This window comes from Barnesiella sp. WM24 (assembly GCF_004570975.1).
Classification (GTDB): domain Bacteria; phylum Bacteroidota; class Bacteroidia; order Bacteroidales; family Muribaculaceae; genus Muribaculum.
Genome location: NZ_SPPC01000010.1, coordinates 1 through 19,118, shown reverse-complemented (window position 1 = coordinate 19,118; position 19,118 = coordinate 1). Strand labels below are relative to the sequence as shown.

17 protein-coding genes are annotated in these 19,118 nt (G+C 44.2%); 9 read left to right on the top strand and 8 right to left on the bottom strand.

Features of this window, described 5'->3' with window-relative positions:
* The first annotated feature begins 241 nt into the window (after positions 1-241).
* From E4T81_RS11330 to E4T81_RS11300, 7 genes are all read left to right on the top strand, one after another.
* Positions 242-553: an AlpA family transcriptional regulator gene (locus E4T81_RS11330; RefSeq protein WP_135044626.1), complete on the top strand. Its 312-nt coding sequence runs from the start codon at positions 242-244 to the stop codon at positions 551-553.
* Positions 550-1,584 (top strand): AAA family ATPase, encoded by a 1,035-nt coding sequence (locus E4T81_RS11325; protein WP_135044624.1) that lies wholly within the window; start codon positions 550-552, stop codon positions 1,582-1,584. Before E4T81_RS11330 ends, E4T81_RS11325 begins: the two co-directional genes overlap by 4 nt.
* A gap of 74 nt (positions 1,585-1,658) precedes the next feature.
* Positions 1,659-2,546, top strand: a complete 888-nt coding sequence (locus E4T81_RS11320; RefSeq protein ID WP_135044622.1) for a toprim domain-containing protein — start codon at positions 1,659-1,661, stop codon at positions 2,544-2,546.
* Positions 2,533-3,012 (top strand): DUF3408 domain-containing protein, encoded by a 480-nt coding sequence (locus E4T81_RS11315; protein ID WP_135044620.1) that lies wholly within the window; start codon positions 2,533-2,535, stop codon positions 3,010-3,012. Before E4T81_RS11320 ends, E4T81_RS11315 begins: the two co-directional genes overlap by 14 nt.
* A 184-nt stretch (positions 3,013-3,196) precedes the next feature.
* Complete coding sequence (locus tag E4T81_RS11310) at positions 3,197-3,583, top strand: hypothetical protein (protein ID WP_135044618.1); 387 nt, start codon at positions 3,197-3,199, stop codon at positions 3,581-3,583.
* Positions 3,564-4,520, top strand: a complete 957-nt coding sequence (locus E4T81_RS11305) for a relaxase/mobilization nuclease domain-containing protein (protein ID WP_135044616.1) — start codon at positions 3,564-3,566, stop codon at positions 4,518-4,520. Before E4T81_RS11310 ends, E4T81_RS11305 begins: the two co-directional genes overlap by 20 nt.
* 2 nt (positions 4,521-4,522) lie before the next feature.
* Positions 4,523-5,440 carry a hypothetical protein gene (locus tag E4T81_RS11300; RefSeq protein ID WP_135044614.1) on the top strand — a complete coding sequence of 306 codons (918 nt, stop codon included), beginning with the start codon at positions 4,523-4,525 and terminating at the stop codon, positions 5,438-5,440.
* A gap of 84 nt (positions 5,441-5,524) precedes the next feature.
* Here the strand turns inward: E4T81_RS11300 and E4T81_RS11295 are convergent, their stop codons facing one another.
* From E4T81_RS11295 to E4T81_RS11280, 4 genes are all read right to left on the bottom strand, one after another.
* Complete coding sequence (locus E4T81_RS11295) at positions 5,525-7,201, bottom strand: hypothetical protein (RefSeq protein WP_135044612.1); 1,677 nt, start codon at positions 7,199-7,201, stop codon at positions 5,525-5,527.
* Positions 7,202-7,212: 11 nt separating this feature from the next.
* Positions 7,213-7,617: a hypothetical protein gene (locus tag E4T81_RS11290; protein ID WP_135044610.1), complete on the bottom strand. Its 405-nt coding sequence runs from the start codon at positions 7,615-7,617 to the stop codon at positions 7,213-7,215.
* Between the two features lie 162 nt (positions 7,618-7,779).
* A complete protein-coding gene (locus E4T81_RS11285) occupies positions 7,780-8,082 on the bottom strand; it encodes a hypothetical protein (protein ID WP_135044608.1) in 303 nt (100 codons plus the stop codon).
* Between the two features lie 143 nt (positions 8,083-8,225).
* On the bottom strand, positions 8,226-9,881 hold the full coding sequence (locus E4T81_RS11280; RefSeq protein ID WP_135044606.1) for a hypothetical protein: 1,656 nt from the start codon (positions 9,879-9,881) through the stop codon (positions 8,226-8,228).
* A 247-nt stretch (positions 9,882-10,128) separates the two neighbouring features.
* Between E4T81_RS11280 and E4T81_RS11275 the strand changes: the two genes are divergently transcribed.
* Both E4T81_RS11275 and E4T81_RS11270 read left to right on the top strand, forming a co-directional pair.
* A complete protein-coding gene (locus E4T81_RS11275; RefSeq protein WP_123478373.1) occupies positions 10,129-10,848 on the top strand; it encodes a DUF3800 domain-containing protein in 720 nt (239 codons plus the stop codon).
* Entirely contained in the window at positions 10,841-11,377 is a 537-nt protein-coding gene (locus tag E4T81_RS11270; protein WP_167761870.1) for a hypothetical protein, read from the top strand. Before E4T81_RS11275 ends, E4T81_RS11270 begins: the two co-directional genes overlap by 8 nt.
* A gap of 532 nt (positions 11,378-11,909) precedes the next feature.
* Here E4T81_RS11270 and E4T81_RS11265 read toward each other — a convergent pair.
* The 4 genes from E4T81_RS11265 to E4T81_RS11250 form a co-directional block, all read right to left on the bottom strand.
* Entirely contained in the window at positions 11,910-13,346 is a 1,437-nt protein-coding gene (locus E4T81_RS11265; protein WP_135044604.1) for a phage integrase SAM-like domain-containing protein, read from the bottom strand.
* A 929-nt stretch (positions 13,347-14,275) separates the two neighbouring features.
* The gene (locus tag E4T81_RS11260; RefSeq protein ID WP_135044602.1) at positions 14,276-15,589 is read right to left on the bottom strand and encodes an ATP-binding protein; all 1,314 of its coding nucleotides are present in this window, start codon (positions 15,587-15,589) and stop codon (positions 14,276-14,278) included.
* Between the two features lie 429 nt (positions 15,590-16,018).
* Positions 16,019-16,441, bottom strand: a complete 423-nt coding sequence (locus E4T81_RS11255; protein ID WP_135044600.1) for a hypothetical protein — start codon at positions 16,439-16,441, stop codon at positions 16,019-16,021.
* Positions 16,442-16,559: 118 nt separating this feature from the next.
* Positions 16,560-18,941 (bottom strand): Ig-like domain-containing protein, encoded by a 2,382-nt coding sequence (locus E4T81_RS11250; RefSeq protein WP_135044598.1) that lies wholly within the window; start codon positions 18,939-18,941, stop codon positions 16,560-16,562.
* Between the last annotated feature and the right edge of the window lie 177 nt (positions 18,942-19,118).

Here is a 19,118-nt window from a genome sequence, read left to right as displayed (position 1 = left end):
GGGTGGCTTTTTTCATTTTCGGCAGTTGTGATTCGCGGCTATTCAGTTCGTTTAATTCGTTTAATTACGCCAACGAAATTAAACGAATTTATATGGCTGATATGAAGCGTTTTAGCTATTGCAAAGCGGGCAGTTGTCCTTTATCTTTGCATCGCTGTTCCGACCGGGACAGTGGCTGAACGGTTCATAAAGTCGCCGGAGTCGTTTGGTCGTTTAACAATCGGCGACATTGTATTTGCCTATGACAAATCTTTTAGAGTTAATCAACAGCGGTGTGACCGATGTCACGGTCAATGTTAAACTTGCTGACCTCATTGAACTGATAAAGCAGACAATCGAGGCAGCCAAAGCCGAGCTTCTTCCCGCCATGGTCAGCGCGGCACAGGAGGTTCTGCTCACCAAGAAGGAGGTGATGGAGAAATTCGGCGTGTGCCACACCACCCTCTGGAACTGGAACAAGAACAAGATTCTAATCCCAGTGAAGGTTGGTAAGAAGGTGTGCTATCGTCAGAGCGATGTCGAACGTCTGATACTTGAAAGGGATAGAAAATGATGGATGCGAAAGAATTGAACAAGCTCTGGCAGTCATATCAGCTCAGAGTGACCGATGAGATAGCCAAAAGTCCTGAGGTTCTCTTTTGCAACGGATCGGTTATCGGCACACTTGGTAACTTCTCGGCATCGACCGGAAAGGCGAAAAGCAAAAAGACGTTCAACGTGAGTGCGATTCTTGCGGCTGTACTTACCAATGGAGAGGTTTTGCGCTATATCGCCGAGTTTCCCGATGACAAGCGTACAATCCTGTATTTCGATACCGAGCAGAGTCCACACCATTGCCAGCGAATCATGCGACGTGCGCTTCAGCTCGCCGGGCTACCTCTTGACAGCCATCCGGAAAATCTGATATTCTCCCAGCTCCGCGCCATTACGCCCGATTTGCGCCTTGAACTTATCGACAATGCTATCGCAAACACACCCAATGTCGGACTGGTGATTATTGACGGAATCCGCGACCTTATGTTCGACATCAACAATGCCATTGAATCGTCACGACTTATAGGCAAGCTCATGGAGTGGACTGACAAGTATCAGATACACATACACACGGTTCTGCACCTTAACAAGAGCGATGATAACGTGAGCGGTCATGTCGGCTCCGAACTCAACAACAAAGCGGAGACGGTTCTGCAAGTCTGCAAAAGCACGACCGACAGCGAAGTGACGGAGGTTTCGGCATCGTGTATCCGCTCGATGGACTTCCCGCCATTTGCTTTCATCGTCAATGAGGCAGGACTGCCGGAGATTGCCACTGAATACACCTTTGCCGGGAAGTCAAAGGTTCAGACCTTCTCATACTCGGAGCTTTCACCCGAACAGCACCGACAGGCTCTTGAAATGGCATTTGCCAACGGCGCTATAAAAGGGTGTCAGAACTGTGAGGACAGCATCAAGAGAGCCTATGCCGCCTGTGGGTTCCCATATGGTGACGGCAAGGTGACGAAACTGAAATCTTTTCTAATGAACAAACGGATGGTAATCCGGGAAAACGGCACATACTCATACAACCCCGATTTTTATTACTGATTTAAGTTCGGTTCAGTACGGGGTGTATATATGTGAGCTGAACCCGAACCAAATCCCCAACACAAATTTTAGATATGCTCAAAGAGATTAAATCAATCCCTTTAGCCTACTTCTTGTCTCAGCTCGGACATGAACCGACGGTGAGAAAAGGAACGAGGCTATGGTATAAGTCGCCATTACGACAGGAACAGACACCATCGTTCAAGGTCGAGACAACGCTCAACTGCTGGTATGACTTCGGATTTGGTAGAGGTGGAAACATCATTGACCTTGCAGCCGAGATATATCGGTCAACCGACCTGAGCTATCTCATGCGTTGCATCGCTGACAGTTGCCCGGCGCCATCGGTGCAGACAGTCGCTTCCTCTTATCCCCAGCGACACTCCGCACCGAGCATGGAGCGATTTGAGGTCGTGCCACTGAAACACCGCGCACTTGTCGCATACCTCCAAGAGCGTGGTATCCCGGCACACATCGCCAAAGCGAAATGCAAGGAGGCACATTACTGTGTCAACGGCAGATTTTATTTTGCCGCGGCATTCGAGAATATCAGTGGCGGCTGGGAACTGCGCAACCGATATTTCAAAGGTTGCCGAGGACACAAGGACATCTCATATTTGCCGTGGGCGAGAGATGGCCCGTCAACAGAGTGTGCCGTGTTCGAGGGATTTATTGATTATCTCTCTGCGCTCACACTCGGAATAATCAGTGGAGCCGATGCAATCATACTCAACTCGGTTGTCAATGTCAACAAGGCTGTGCCATATCTCAAAGGCTACACCGCTATCAACTGCTATCTTGACAACGACACTGCCGGACGAACAGCGCTCACCGAGTTGACAGCCATATATGGCTCAACCATGATTGACAGCTCAACTCTATACTCCGAGTTCAACGACCTCAACGAGTTTCTTGTAACTCAAAGTTTCACAAAAAACACACTTTCCAATGAAAGCAAATAAATCCGCCGCATCCAAGTCAACCGAGTTGACCGATGCACCCGAATCCAAAGTATCAACCATCAAACCACAAATAATTATGCAACCAGATAATTCCATCAACTCAACTACTCCTGTCAACTCTGTCAACAGCACTTCTCCTGCCAACACAGACAATCTGTTTGGCAACGAACAGACGGCAATCGGTGCGACAGCCGCAACCGACACAGCCGAACCACCCAAGCAACAGCGCATCGGCAAGCAGCAGCGCAAATCGGATTACGCCGATTTCAAGGCTACCTATCTCACGCCGGCAAAGTTGGAGAAGCGTCATCCGGTCAACATAGAGGGCAGCGTATGGGAGAAGCTCGAACGCATCGCCCGTATCCTCAGTGACCGTGACACCACCGTAGGCAGCTACATCAACGCCGTCCTTGTCGAACATCTGAATCTCTATGCCGACGACATCGAAATATGGCGTAAGCTCTGAAATAATAATGTCGGGATACCACTGCACCCGGTACACCGTGGGGCAGCTTCCCGATGAACGTAGTGAATTGGGAAGGCAAGGATATGTTTCGGGATTTCTTTTTCTCCGAAAATGCTTCCCGAAACTGCGCAGCATAAGCTGCTCTTTGCCTCCCCAATCCACATAAACCACAACAATGTCTACTATGAGTAAACCAACTGTCAGGAAGGGCGGTCGTCCCTCTAAACCGACCGATGAGAAGCGCACCCATGTGGTGACAATCAAACTGAACGATGCCGAATACTCCGACCTTCTGGAGCGGTCAAAAACCGCCGGAGTAAAGATGGCGGAGTATGTCAGACACAGCGCGTTCCGGCTCACTATCGTCAGTCGCCTGAGCGGGATTGAAAAGGAAATTGCCAAAGGAATACTAAATCTCAGTTCCGATTTCAATCAGGCAATGACCTGTTTTCATCAGCTCAAACTTCGCAGCGCGGCAAATAAATTAGCCGCTGTTGTCGATAAGATGTTTGACATTCTCAAAAAATTAAGACCCAATAAAGAGACTGATTATGTTTGCAAGAATACTTAAAAGCGGCACGTTTCACGATGTCGTGGGGTATGTGACGCGCCAATTCCACGACCCGAAAGAGTATCCATCCGACACATGGCGCATCATCGGAAGCGAAAATATTTTCACATCCGACTATGCGAAAATGGTGCAGTCATTTGAAGCGATACATGGATTTATGCCCGGCAAGGAGAATCCGGCAGGACATATTTCAATCAGTTTTGACAACGCCGATGCGCCTCGCCTGACCGATGAATTCATGGCTCAGCTCGCAAAAGAGTATATGGAAGGTATGGGAATCAAGAACACCCAGTATCTTGTCGTGCGCCATCTGGAAACCGAGCATCCGCATTTCCATATCGTCTATAACCGTGTGGATATGTCAGGCAAGGCAGTCGACGAGCGCAACAATTTCAGGCGCAGCGACCGTGTTGTAAAGGCTATCAAGGACAAATACGGACTCACATACTCGCCGCTGAAACAGAAATACGAGGACAAAATTCCAGTATTTAAGGAGCGGATCAGTCAGGCGATTTATGGCTGTAAGTCGTGGGATGAGTTCTCGCGCCGCCTCGCCTGTGCAGGAATTGAGGTAAAATTTCATGACGATCACAACACAGGCAAACACATAGGGGTGAAATTTACAGACGGAGACATAACGGTCAACGGGTCTAAAATCGACCGTGCGTTCACATATCGTCGCCTGAACAACCTCTTTGATTTCAACCGCAGGCAGGAATTTGAGCAATCAGATTCTATCCAGCAGAAACCGAAAGTAACGGTCGAATATGCACCGTCACAAAAGCCATCTCTTGTGGAGGACGTTCTGGACGCAACCATAGGAGCGGTCGGAAATCTGTTCACTCTCGGCCCCGGCTTCGACCCGGAGGAACAGGCGTTTCAAAACGCCATCAAGAAAGAAGAAGCCAGACGTAAACGCAAATCAAGAAGAATCTGAATATGTCAAAGCTATATGATGACGTCAAGAAACAAGGTGAGCAGATTGACGACCTGCAAAAGACAGTTACCAACCACACCACTCGCATCGAGACCCTCGAAACCACGGCGAAGGCAACGCCACCGTCACAAACACAGACGATGCCGTCTGAGGTCAAGGTTGTGCTTCCTGACGATATTGCCAGAAAGTCCGACATAGAGGAAGCCGTGACTAAGATTACCCGCAAATGCAATGCCGGAGAACGCCCGATACCGCAGTCGGTAACGGTGACTGTCAGTGCATTGGACGCACTTGAAAAAGTGGAGTATGACAAGGCTATCCGAAAGGCTGTCAAGGATGAAATTCAGAATACCGATAAAAAAGCCGTAGAGAACAATGCCATCCTCAAAAGAATTGAGAAACGGCAGAACAGCTCTGATAACGAAACCGCGTTGCGCAACAAACTAAATGCCTTCAAAATAGTGTTCGTAATAAACGCGGTCATTTTCATCGCATTCGGCATCATGTTCCTCCATCAAGACAGCGAGATTGAGCACCTCAAACGAGTGGAATGGCTCTACCGCTGGAGCCGCATCGGGAGGACAGACACCGAGGAATATCAGGACTTTGAACGCCGTATGCTCGATGGGAAGAAAGAGGAAAGAAACGGCATGAAGACCAAAATCTTCAATATGGAGCGCAACGCTCCGCAGTTCCTCTACTTCCGACCAGTCGATGACTGGACACCCGAACCGCCGGAGCCACCTAAGTCCGAGGAAACCGAACAATCCAAGGCTCAGGCGGAATCAAAGCCGAAGCCGTTACCTCATGAGCAACGCTCCCGCTTAACTCGGGGAGAAATCCAATCAATTAAGGATATGCGAGCCAATCCCCATATCCCCGAAGACGCCAAACCGGAATTACCCGACGGCTACGAATAATCCCTGCTAACTTAAAGACAGACAACCCCGACAATCACTGCCGGGGGTGCCTGTCTTTGTCTATGTATGATTAAGCTGTTACTCTCACTTCATGATAGCTGAGCTTCCTGCTCCCATGGTCTGAATTTCATCGCCACGCCGAACTTTCTTTCCAAAACCAAATGTGTAGCTTGCGGTAAGGCTAACAAACTGATGGCTTGACGCACTGTATTCGGTAGTATATTGGTCAAACCATTTACTCTCGAGTCTTGATGTCTCTGCCACCCAGTTACGTCGGAAAATATTGACAGCGGCAGCTGTGAAATTCCAAGAGCCGTTGCTCCAGCCGATTTTCAGTTGATAATGAGTCTTACGCTTAACCGAGGTTGCAGTAAGGCTTTGTGATACCAATTCCCTGAAAGCAGGTGAATAATACGCCGAGACATAGAATTTGCCGATATAATAAGTAGCGTTAAGTGAAAGCGACAGATAACTGTTCGTATCGGCATATATTCCGGATATTTTCTCAAACCACATCTGCGGAGTGGCTCTAAGTACCAGTGAGCGGTTCAGCAGTTTGGCTGTTAATGACGTTCCGAAATAGAAATCCTGATAATATCCGTCATTTTCCAAAGTGCGAATCATCAGACCGTCTGGACCATCAGGCGTGAAAACAGGCACTATGCGGTTGAAATCTCTACTCCAGCCTGTAAATGCCGACAATGAAAACTTATTGTTGGGTAGCCAAGTGTAATCAAGAGTGACCTTACTTACTTTCACATTTTTCAGATGAAGATTACCTGTCTTGTACAGCAGTTCATTCTCCTGGATTATGTCAGGTGTTTTTTCAGATGCCTCAACGGGGCGTATATTCAGCATAGCCGAGAGACTGATCTGATTTTTTTGATTAAAGGCATACTGGGTGTTAAGATTTACAAGAGGAATAAAACTATTTGTACGCACTCCGCTGATTTTGTTAGACTCCCCGGCAACACCTGCTGACAACTGTCCGTAAAAACTATCTTTTGAGAAAGTGTATCCGACAATGCCGCCATAAGCGAACTGGTTGAATTCCGGTGTGGCCACAGTATTACCTGTGTATTTCACTCGATTATTATAATAAATGCCCAATATGTTAACGTCAAGAGTGTGGTATCTGTCAAAAGACTTGTTAAGCTGTATCTGCAATTCACCGGTTACTGCATCCTCTGTTGCGTCAGTTCTAATATCAGTATTGTCTGAGGCATATCTGCGGTCAGACTCAGTGTGCTGATAGAAGAATGAAGGGATGGCATTTAGCTTGAATCCGTTGCCTAAGTCAAAGTAATAATTACCTCTCCACCGAGGATAGAGATATGTCGAGTTTAACGAGTTTGTGTAGTCGCTGTTGCCAAACGCATCTGAAGAAAACACCAGTTTACCGTTATAAGAACTGTTAGGGGTGTTTAGTGCAGTGAAAAAGAAACTGTTGGAGATTACAGCCTTGTCTGATGTGTATTTGGCTCGGAACGAGGCTCCGAATTGATTATGCTGAAAGCGGCTGCCGTCAAGTAGATTACTGCGGGTTATTTCATTGATTTCGCCATTATTATCGGGAAATCGAAACACCTGTGTTTGCTCATTCCCCGTGTGATGACGGTCGGTGTATTTATCGTTCACGCTAATGTCGTATGTCATGCGCTTATATGACATCTTTGCGTAAGCAACGCCACTGCCGGAACCTGCCATTATGTTGCCGGTACCGGATACCTTGGCATATCCTCCGTAATTATAATGCTTCAATGTGATGTTTATCACATTGAAGCATGGTTGAAACGCGGATCGGTTGGAAAAACAAAATATTCCACTTTTTTGACGTCCTCCGGGCGTAAGGCATCTTTTTCCTCTTGCGTAGCCGGCTCCATGTCAATATAAATTGACACTTCGTCACCGCTTGGTGTCGTCACTGTGCCTCCAATCGGATTTACGTTTATCTGAGGTATAGCCATACTGCTAAGAAGATCTATTGCATTTTGGGCAGTACGCTTGCTGTTCCTGTCAGGATAATAGGTCGTGACATTGGAAGAGGTACGTTGCATCTGAGCCTCAACCACAACTTCGTTAAGTTCCCGTGCCTTCACGCTGTCAGGAGTTTCTGTCTGTGCAAATGCACACAAAGCACAGAACAGAGTGATAATGAAAATGAATATTGGTCTCATATTTATAGCGTTTTGTGATTATAGATTCTTATATTTTTGCCCATATCGTATGTATGCCATCAAGGACAGTGTTCCGATTGCAACAAGATACCAGACGATAATCGGAGGACGTTTTCCGATACAGATAAACAGACTTGCAAGAAAACAGCCGGTTGCGATATTTTATGAGTACCTTTTCATCAGTTTTCCCCGACAGATTTGGATAACATATTTTTCGGGCACATCGGGATACTCCGATTTATAGTCTGCAACCATGCGCGAAAAGATTCGAGGAAAACAGTATCCGGTAAAGAACACAATTATACCACATATTGCCGACAGAACTGCATTGAAAGGAGAGATAAGGTCGTAGTAGATGTAGCTCATTCCGTTCCCTTCAATCCATGCTGTCAGAGCGAGCAAAACTGTAAGGAGTACCATATATCCCACAGTCGCGGTAAGTCCGTATTTGAACGATTGCATCATACTATTTGGTTTTGATTTACGATGCAAAATTACGTCCAATCAGCCTGACTACAAACTACAACACCTTACATCGACCGATGTAAGGTGTTGATATTCAGATACGCCCGAAAATAAAATCTAACATTGCCTAACAAGGCTCCGCATCAGGCGAAATATTTGAGGTATTCCTCTTTGCGAGGTGTCTCGCTCTTTGAAATTATTGATTTCAGGCGGGATTTATAGACATAGATATTGCGAAGGTCTGTGCCGATGAATATGCTTATCGACGGCAGTGAAAATCCACAGAAAAGATAAAGCGCGAGGCGATATTGCGAGGCCGACAATTTGGGGTAGTCAGCTTTGAAATGTTCCATCAGTCCGTTTTTGTATCCGTTGACCACATCCGTCAGCTCCTGCGTGGCGGTATTGGAACTGAAATCGTTGAGAGAGTTTTTGACATCGGCATATATACGTTTCTGTTCCTGTCCGGTCTCCCTACATTCAAAATATGACGAGGCAAGTCCATCAAGCAGCTTGAAGCGAGTGCCAAACAGTTTTTCAATTCTGTTCGACATTTCCTCTTGCTGTTTACCGGTTTCAAAGAGATTATCCCGCAAATTCCTGATTTGGACTAAATCATTGGCGTGTTCGATTTTTATCCGTTTTACATATAACGAATATGAAAGTATGATGATGCAAAGTAGCATCACTATGCCTATGCTACCCCATATAATTTGGCTCTTCTGTCTCTCCGCCTCTTGTGCTTGAAGTTCTAAATCATGTTTTTCCTCTATAAACTTTTGTTTACGTTCAAATTGGATGCTAAAAATAGAATCCTGTTTATGGGAGTAATCCCAATAAGTCGAAAATGCTTTTTGATAATCCCCTAAATCACGCAAAACAGTAACCAAGATTGCTTGATACTTCAAAGTGTCTATTTTATTGCCACTTTCATACACTTCATCAAGGAGTTGTTTTGCATGTATGTTGTCGCCAAGTATATTATATCCTAATGCAAGATTAAGCAACCCATTTGTATCATATGAATCAATCTTCTGCTTACCAATAATTTCAGACAGATCTTGTTTGGTTCCAAGATTGATAATATATGTCAGTTTGTGCCCATTGAAGTTTCGACTTTGATATTTATCAACCGGAGTGAACGAGGTGCAGATATTATATATGCTGTCGGCAAGCATCTTATTTTTCAGAACAGTTGCACCATTAAGTGCATTCATCAGACAGTCAAACTCATAATAGTCGTATGAGTATTTCTTATATATTTTTGCAGCTTTCAAATAACAGTTTGTGTATGTTCCAAAATCATAAAGATTAGTATACAAACCGCCCTGAGCAACGAGAGTACGGGCGATACACAACGAGTCTCTTGCTCCGACCGTATTATCAAGAGCTTTTGCAAATGTGTTGATTGCATTGTCTTCGTCACCTCTGTTTTGAAATATCCGCCCTTGATAGTAGTATGTCCTTAATTTCTCATCGGGCGTACCATTGTCAAGATAATAGTCAATTGCCGGCTGAAGGACATCAAAGGTCGTGGTGTCAATATAGTTCTTGTCCAGAGCCATTGACATAAGCAAGGCGTAACGAGCCTTCTCTTTCTTGGTTGAAAGAGTTTCTTTGTCAATACCATCCAACAGCATATAGGCTGAATCAGGGTGTTGCTCCATAATTTCCTCCGCCTTGGTCAACTGACGGTCTATTTCCGGATTGCTACCACACGACACAGCCACACTTGCTACGATAAACGCAACAAGCATTATCAGTAATGGGTATCTATGTAGGAGTTTCTTTGTATCCATATTCAATGACAGCCTATTACGCCGCCATTCCAAGATGCAAAATTACAAAAAATCGGTGACAAAACGGCTAACCGTGCCTGTTTATCTTTATCTAAGCATCGATTTTGGTTTGGTTCGGGCACTATATATGCCCGACAAACTAAACCTATCTAATATGTGGGAGGGCGAAAAGAAAAATCCCAGCGGAGTTATATTCTTTGAACGGACAAGGTTTTCATATCTCACGGATTTGTAGTAACTTTGCAGTATGGAGCAACTGCAAAAGGCATATTCAATATTTTGCGATGAGAGTTGTTATCTGCAATTTGATAACAGCGACATTATGTGCATTGGGGCAATAATTGTGCCTGATGCAGACCTTGACGCTTATAAGGTCGAACTTAAACGCATAAAACGCAAATATGGCATCCTCCATGAATTGAAATGGAATACTGTAAGCCGCACGCATCTTGCCATGTATGACGAGATTCTGCGTTTGTTTTTTGAGTCATCAATGGTATTCCGCAGTGTGCTTATCAAGAACAAGTCGAATATTCAGGCTCATTCTTTGAAGCGTGATGAGTATAACCGGTTCTATTATTCAGTCATTGAACGCCTTATCCGGTTTTCTATCCGGCATAATTCCGACAGTGCCAATTCTTACCGAATTTTCCTTGACCTTAAAGACAATAACGGTAAAATCAAACTTGCTTCAATACACAGTGAACTGACAAACATGATAAGGACGAACGATAAAATACAGTCGTTGCAGAATATCCGTTCACATGAATCGCAGTTTATCCAGCTTGCTGATATTATAATCGGGGCTATCACATACAGGTCAAGAGGTCTGAATGGGAGCGAGGCAAAATCCCACATTGTAAGACTTATCGAAGAATTGTCGGGTTACCATCTTGATGAAGGGACTGAGCCAGGAGATGACAAGTTCGCGATTTACGATTTTCAACCGAAGAAAAGAAATGGCTGATAACGATATACTCGGAATGTTGCAGCCATATTTTGATTGCGAATTGTCGGTTGATGACAAGGACAAGATATTAGAGCTGCATGAGAGATTCAAGGATGATGTCTTAATCCAGAAGGTAAATCTTGATGGTGCCGAATTGATAATAAAGCCTTATCCATACAATCGCTCACATAAGGATGGGTTGCCCGATTGGTTTGACGGACTGCTTGAGAAGTTCGTCCATGTCATAACGCGGGATGCCAAAGAGGATAGGCGTAAAACAGCAAAAACGGTGAGAGAGTTTCGCTCAGAGCGAGCTGTGCGCGTCCATTGGATAAAGCCCATTTTAGAGAACGCCTCCGACAAACGTATCACGCGGTTCAGATATATTGAAAATTCCGGTCGGGAACGCGAATATTTTTGGTATCGCGCAAAAGGTTATATGGTTGTCGTGGAATATATAAATCCCAATTTTGCTTTAATTACCGGCTTCTGTGTTGACCAGTCCAATCACGCATACTATATGCGTAAGCTTCAGAACAAGGCATAAAAAAACCGCATTTACGGTAATGCGGCCAACCAAGTCTTTCGTTCTTCGATCGATGACGGTGCAAAGTTAGCGATTTTTTCTAACTCTACAAAATTAAAACAGCAATAGGCTAAGAAAGTTCAAAATTATACCGTCATCCAATAACTGCGACGGGCTGTCGCAGTATTTCTGCTCATTCAGATAGCCGCGCCATATTCTTCGATGCACTTTCGGAGGAGTGTAATTATAGAACTCTTACGTCACGCTTCCAAATCTAAGATTTTATAGCACATTTGGAAGCTTGATGGAATGGAGGGGTATGATAATCGTAGATAACGAAATTCCACGAGAGTGCCAAATCGCATACTTTTTATGCACATTTGGCACCGTGATGGATGTTATAAGTCGGATTGGTTTAGCTCGGGCTTTATATATGCCCGATAAACCAAACCTAATATACGACTGAGCAAAAGAAAAAATCTTAATCCACTACATTGGGGAACTAACTTATGCAAAACGCACAAGTCGGGATACAGGTCAGACATCAAGACCTTTAGAACACTTCTTCTTTTGCGCCATTGACTATTGCGTCTATCTCGTCGGCGATTTCATCAGATGAGAGCTTGATGTAGTCCATGAAGGTCTTTTGCGTTTTGTGTCCGCTGACGTGCATCATCTGGACAATCGTAAATTTGTGGGAGAGGTACATGTTGGTAATGCCACTGCGCCGGGCTGTATGGGTGGTGACACAATCATAGCGCGGCATCATCACGTCTCCTTTCTCGTTACGTTCTACTGCCAGTTCTCCGGATTTCTCCCTCTCTTTCTGTTTCATGGTGAGCTTTGTCGGAACCTTGACAGCAAGTGTCGGCACGCTTTCGGAGAGGTCTTTAAGTATCTCCTTGATATAGCGGTTGAGAATCTGGTCTACTACAGAGGGGAGGTGATAATTATATTTCTCGCAGATGGCTTGGAGGTTGGGATTCATTATTGGAATTTTCACCTCGTTGCGCGTTTTCTGCTGAACAAGACGGATAATCGGAGTGCCTTTCGCTGTTGTCGTAAAGTCCTCCGGCTGGATATTGTTGTAGTCGCTGACGCGCTGACAGGTATAGCAACCGACGAGGAAAATATCTCGCACTTGGTCTTTCAATCCGGTGAGTTCCATTTCTGCCAATGCCTGCAACTCCGTTTCGGTAAGATAGATTTCAGCAGCCTTGTCACTTTCTTCCACTTTACGCTTGGAGAAGCAACTTAATGCACGGTCGTTATTGTGCAGTCCGTCCTCATATGCGTAGCCAACCATAGCGCGGAATGAAACAAGGTATTTGTTGACCGAACTGCCCATGTAGTCGAGCTTCTGAAGGTGGTCAAGAAATTTCGTCACCAACGAGCGGTCAACATCTGCCCATGTCAATTTGTGGCGTGGGTCGAATCCGTTAAACAGTTTTCGGAAACTGCTCCACGCCTTACAGCTACCCGCAGTGTAACGGTTGTTACCATTGAGACGTTTGCCGGATTTTATTTCCTCGACAAAGCGGTCAAGGAAATTCCAGATGTTAGCCCGCTCGGCTTCTGCGGCAATGCGAGCGTTCTCCGCTTCTTCCCGTAGTTGTCGTTCTTCTTTTTCCTTTGCGATAACTTCCGCCTCTTGTTGACGGCGTACTATCTCTGATTTCTCCGGGTCTGCAATAGCCATTATTTCCTGTTTGACCTTTTCGCGGTCAAATTCCGGAGCTTCCATTTCTCGTTTGAGCATGACCTCGATGCGACCGAGTTTGTCATGCAGTCTGGGATACTCCTTGCGATGACGGGCTAATGCGTCCTCGCTCGAAACAGCCACTTTCCACTCCGGCACAGACACACGGAGCCGCGTTGTGAACTGAACATCAATCTTGCGTATGGGGTCTTGTACCCTCACGAAGAGGGTTGCTTTATCCTTGTTCTCGTCCTTTTTGAGGAAGTAGAATCTGGAGAGAGTCTTTGCCATAATTCAAATTCGTTTAATTGTCTGATATACAGGATTGGGTTGTGGTTCAAATTCAAACCGAACCAATCCGATCGCAAATATAGTAAACTTCTCAAAAGTTACCTATAAAGTTACCTATAATTCTTGAATATTAACGCCTGAAAACAAATTCAGTTCAGTTTAATTGCATTGATATATAAGATTATAGCATTTAGTGTCATTCGCCACGATTCATTATAATTCATTAAAAATGGTGCTGGTTGCACCACTGAAGACCGCTAATTCTCAATGAGTTAGCTGTCTTTTATTCAACCACACCTCTCCGAGTCACCACAACCGTCAGCTCGGCGAGGGCACGAGCCATAAGTCACCACGCTCATGCTAATGCGCTGAGATATTGCTTGTTATGCGTGTTACGATAGGTACATATCTTTTCTTATTACGGCTTAATATGCTGATAGTCAGTATATATTTCAAATTTACACAAATCTGTTCAGGTCATTCAACCCCACACCATCGCCTCGCAACCCCAGACTTTAACAGACCTTAACCATATTCCGGCGATAAAACCTTTAGTTCGGCGAGGCTTGTCCGAGTCAAATGTGGAGACCTCAGCCTCATCGGCTTGCCGCTTTCGCCATGCCGAAAGGAAATTTCGCCGGGTCACCACGCTCAAATCTAAAATCAGGTTAAATCTTTGGTTCGGGTGGCAAGGTTTTATGGCATGCACCCGAGCCAATGGAATTGAAATTATCACTGTTCATTCTCCATTTATGATTTAATTCTGCGAAGTACTAAAATACTTGCCTCATAAAGGCCATATATCGGAAGATATATGCATGATAAAAACTCTTTTCTCCTTACAACACTCTGGTTGAGGGTTTTCGTGTCTCTAATGTTTAATTTGGCTTAAAAGTAAACACACTTTGAGATTTGTGCTGTAAGTACCTTCAGTGCCCCATGTCTTCAAGAGACAGTGCGGCATATTCAATATGCCAGCCTTTGCGCTTTGATATGATATTCTGTGATTTTTGCTCCAGATCATGCAGGTCAATACGTCGTGGATTGCGCTTGACTTCGCCGATTACTATTTCACGGTCGGCCTCGTTGACAGCGATAAGGTCAATCTCATTGTTGCCGTCTTTCTCCCAATAGTTTGTAACAATGTTATATAGACCGGCCTCACGGTACATCTGTCTGAAATAGCGTTCCAGAATCCAGCCCGAGAAAGTAGAATAGTCGGCAAGCACCTTTTCCTTTACATAGGAAAGATTCCCAATCTCCACCGCACTCCGGTATTTATATATGAATCTGAACCAGAAATTGAGGAAGTTGTCCTTGATACCGTATTTTACGTTGCGGCTGTTCTCACTCGCGAGATAAGGTCGGTAACGATACACAAGATCATAGGTATTCTCCAGCTTGTCGAGATAACCTCCCGCTTCCACACCGGTATAGGATTTGATTTCTCCGCGTTCATTGAAACCTCCGGCGATTGCAGACAAAATGGAAAAGTAATTCCCATAGTCTTTGCCGAACTCATCGGAGAGAAACTCCTTTCCCTCGTCAATGAAGTAGGAGCCGAATGACAGCACGGATTCCATTATCTTCTCTTTTGTAAATGCCTTCTGGATATGGATCTGTTCCACATATTTTGCGACTCCGCCAGTGATCATATACATTGCAAGCAGGTCATCGGGGGTGTAATCGGGATTATTGTCCCGCATTATCTCACGGAGTGTTGAAAGTGGAAATTCACGAAGACGGATGCGTGAGGTTGCCCTGCCATAAAGAGGTTCATTTTTATCATCGAATATCTTGGTCATCATTGAATATAATGAACCGCATATCACCAGATTTATCTGTGCCTCATTCTTGTTGCTGTCCCAGATATTCTGCATCTCGCTGAAAAATGCCTCGTTGACATATTTGAAATTCTGAAACTCGTCAAAAACGAGTGTGAAATGCCTACGCTTCGCAATCTGCATGACCGATGCAAACAATCGTGCCATACTTGAAAAGTCGCCTAAATCCTCGCCAAGTACATCACGTATCGTATCGGAAAGTTCCTGACACAACAGCGCCTCACTCTTACGAGCCACAAAGAAATAGATCATCTCTCTGCCTTCGTAAGCATGTTTGATTAGCGTTGTCTTGCCGATGCGCCTTCGTCCGGTTATTACAGTCATCTGGGCATACTCCTTGGAAGTATTCTCTATACGCCTCAATGTCTCAGACTCGATCTCTCTGTCGTAGAACTTCATGCTATTGTAACGGCTGTTACTGTAACCGCTGTTGCAAAGTTAACCATAAGTTCTCACCCATCCAAATGATATTTTGAAAAAGTGGCCATTTGACACACTGATATGAGCGCATAAAATAGGTCAACGTCAGCTTACGAATATCGAAAGCGACGGGCTGTTATTTCACGGCGATCTTGCGGGTGGTCTGCCCCTGATGGATGATGTAGATGCCCGCAGGGAGACTGCTAACGGCGTCCATCGGTGCGTTGCGAAGTACAGCGACACCCTGCAGCCTTGATGCAACTGGATGATCACAAAATCAGTCTGAAACAAAAAGAAGGCGGATCATAACGCTAATTACGACACCGCCTCCTTACTCTTTCTATGACTTATCAGTTATAGTCGGCAGAACAATGGTTCATGTCAATATATTTATTGCCGTAACAGCAATCAGTTGAGGCTTATAATTGTCTGGAATTTCCACTCTACAGCCTGAGATGAATGATTCAGAATCTTTCCGGTTTCTATATCGATGACAATCTCTTCCTCATCCCCATTGGCAGTGTTGCGGCCGGAGAAACGTAAGAATCCGTAGTTGATATCATCGGTGGTATGCACATTCATATAATCCGGAACCGGATTCTCATATCTCAGAAAGCCTCCCTCTTTTGCATAGGGGTCATACCAGTCAATGCCTTCTCTAATTGAAGATTCAGAGCTAATTCCATAGAATCTATTTTTGTAATAATAGCGGTAACTTGAAAGTAATGTGTCCAACTTTTTCAGCCAATTCCATTCTTTTTTCACCAAATCCAGTTCCCATAGTTCTGTCGAGTTATCATGCTCTGAGGCAAGGACTATGCGGTCTCCCATTTGGAGGAAGTCGACATGCGGCATGTTGACTGACGTGGCGCTTGCCGACAAACAATCCTCTGGAATGCCGTTAAATTAGACAGCCTCTTGGTTATGACGATAAAAAGCAATCGTCTTATTATTGTCTATTGGTCATACTCGTGGCATTTTTATGCAGGATTTTTGCTTTCACATTCTTGCCGTCGCAGACTACGATATAATAATCAGGGACAAGATTAGCATCAGAATAGATGCCTTCGTAGACGAGAATTCCGCTGAGATTGAAGATCTTGACATAAGAGGATTCATTGGTCAAGATTTCCTCAATCCCTAACAATTCACTCACGACCACTGCACATTCAGCGGAGATGCCAGAACCATCGGTTGTCGATGCCATTATTACTGCTGTACCTTTTTTGAGCAACGAAATCAAGCCGAAATCATCCACAGTAGCGGTACTTTCATCAGATGAACTCCATTCTATGGTTTTGTTGGTCGCATCTTCCGGAAGAACTGTAGCTTTAATCTGTATCTGTTCTCCTTCTTTTCCCTCGGCATACGAAGGATCCAATGAGATAGAAGATACTAAAACGTCTCGTTTCATGACAGAAATATTGCATGTAGCAACGATATCGGAACCATCAGTCGCATAAGCGGTTATTAATGCATGTCCCTCCTTTAAAAGAGACACAAGGCCATTGTTATCGACCGATGCCACACTTTCGTCGGAAGAACTCCAGGCAAGCACTTTGTTGGTCGCATCTTCCGGAAGAACTGTAGCTTTAATCTGTATCTGTTCTCCTTCTTTTCCCTCGGCATACGAAGGATCAAATGAGATATAGGCTACTAAAACGTCTCGTTTAATGACGGAAATATTGCATGTAGCAATGATATCGGAACCATCAGTCGCATAAGCGGTTATTAATGCATGTCCCTCCTTTAAAAGAGACACAAGGCCATTGTCATCGACCGATGCCACACTTTCGTCGGAAGAACTCCAGGCAAGCACTTTGTTGGTCGCATCTTCCGGAAGAACTGTAGCTTTAATCTGTATCTGTTCTCCTTCTTTTCCCTCGGCATACGAAGAATCCAATGAGATAGAAGATACTAAAACGTCTCGTTTAATGACAGAAATATTGCATGTGGCAACGATATCGGAACCATCAGTCGAATAAGCGGTTATTAATGCATGTCCTTCCTTCAAAAGAGACACAAGTCCGTTGTTATCGACCGATGCCACACTTTCGTCGGACGAACTCCAGGCAAGCACTTTGTTTGTCGCATCTTCGGGTAGTACAGTAGCTTTAATCTGTATCTGTTCTCCTTCTTTTTCTTCTGCTGAAGATGGATTTAATGAAATTGAAGATACTTTATTTATCACTATGACATCTTTATAGATAACAGCTCTCCAACCATCAGTATCTGTTGATACACAGATTGTTGTTGTGCCGATATTCTTTGCTGTGATACACCCGTTCTGATTAATTTCAGCAATATCGGAATCGCTTGAAGAATATTCCCAAGTTCGATCGTTCTGATACTCAGGCCGGATAAATGGTTCTACTGTAACTGATTCACCTCGCGACAAGTATATTTTATCACTGTCTAAATTAGACAATCCATACTGGAATGTTTCTTGGTAGACTTTGCATACCGCCTTGATGTCAGGATTTTCTACAGAATGAGCTTCAATCTCAGCGCCATTATTAAATGGTGGGGAAATATACCATTTGTTGTCATGGCCATTAATAGCACTAGTCTTATAGAATGAGATTCGTTTGTCAGTAGCGTTTTCAGGGAGAACTTTTGCATTTATAGTAAAATACGTGTAAAAAGGCACATGAATTTCATATCGGTCAAGTTCTATTGATTTTACCGGTACATATACTTCAACAGGAAAGTTTGCTATCGGAATATTGCATCCTTTTCGATACACAGATATGGTAGTGCGACCGGGAGAGACTCCGGTAATCTTAGCTTCATCACCAGCTATTGCAATATTCTCGTCTTCAGATTTGTAATGGAGTACAGTATATGGCGAAATGTTTCCGAAATATAAAGAATTACTTTTGGTATCTCCTACCCCCACAGTTAAAGAATCCGTGTAAAAATGCATTTTATTCACATTGCAAATACGAACATCACAAATGCCAGATGTAACATCAAAACCATCAGTTGATTTGGCTCGAATTCTTATTGTGCTTACATTGCCGTCCCATTCAGGCGAGACTTCAATTTTATCGTCACACAAGTCAGTCCATCCTAACTGAGATCCATTATTCACTTCATATTTAACGGTTTGTATTGCATTCTCAGGAGATACCTTTGCAGATAAATGAACTGTCTCTCCCGGGAACACACAATCTAAATCAGTACTTAATTCTATACTTTTGACCTTAGCTTCGACAACTATTACGTCAAATGTTTTTGTAGTACCATTTGTCGTCGAAAAAGAGATTGATGTATTTCCAGGTTTAACTGCTCTATAACTAAAATTTCCAATAGCACCACCATTTGCCATGCAATTTGTGCAGGTGTAAGATGGAGTACTATGTTTCCCGCAATTGTAATTAACGTGAGTTCGATATAATAATTCTGCTGTCCAACAATAAAACAATCAGCCATTTAGTATAAAACTAAGTGGCTGATTTTCTTGGTATTATCGCGAAAAATTCGTAAATTTATAGTGTCCAATTAT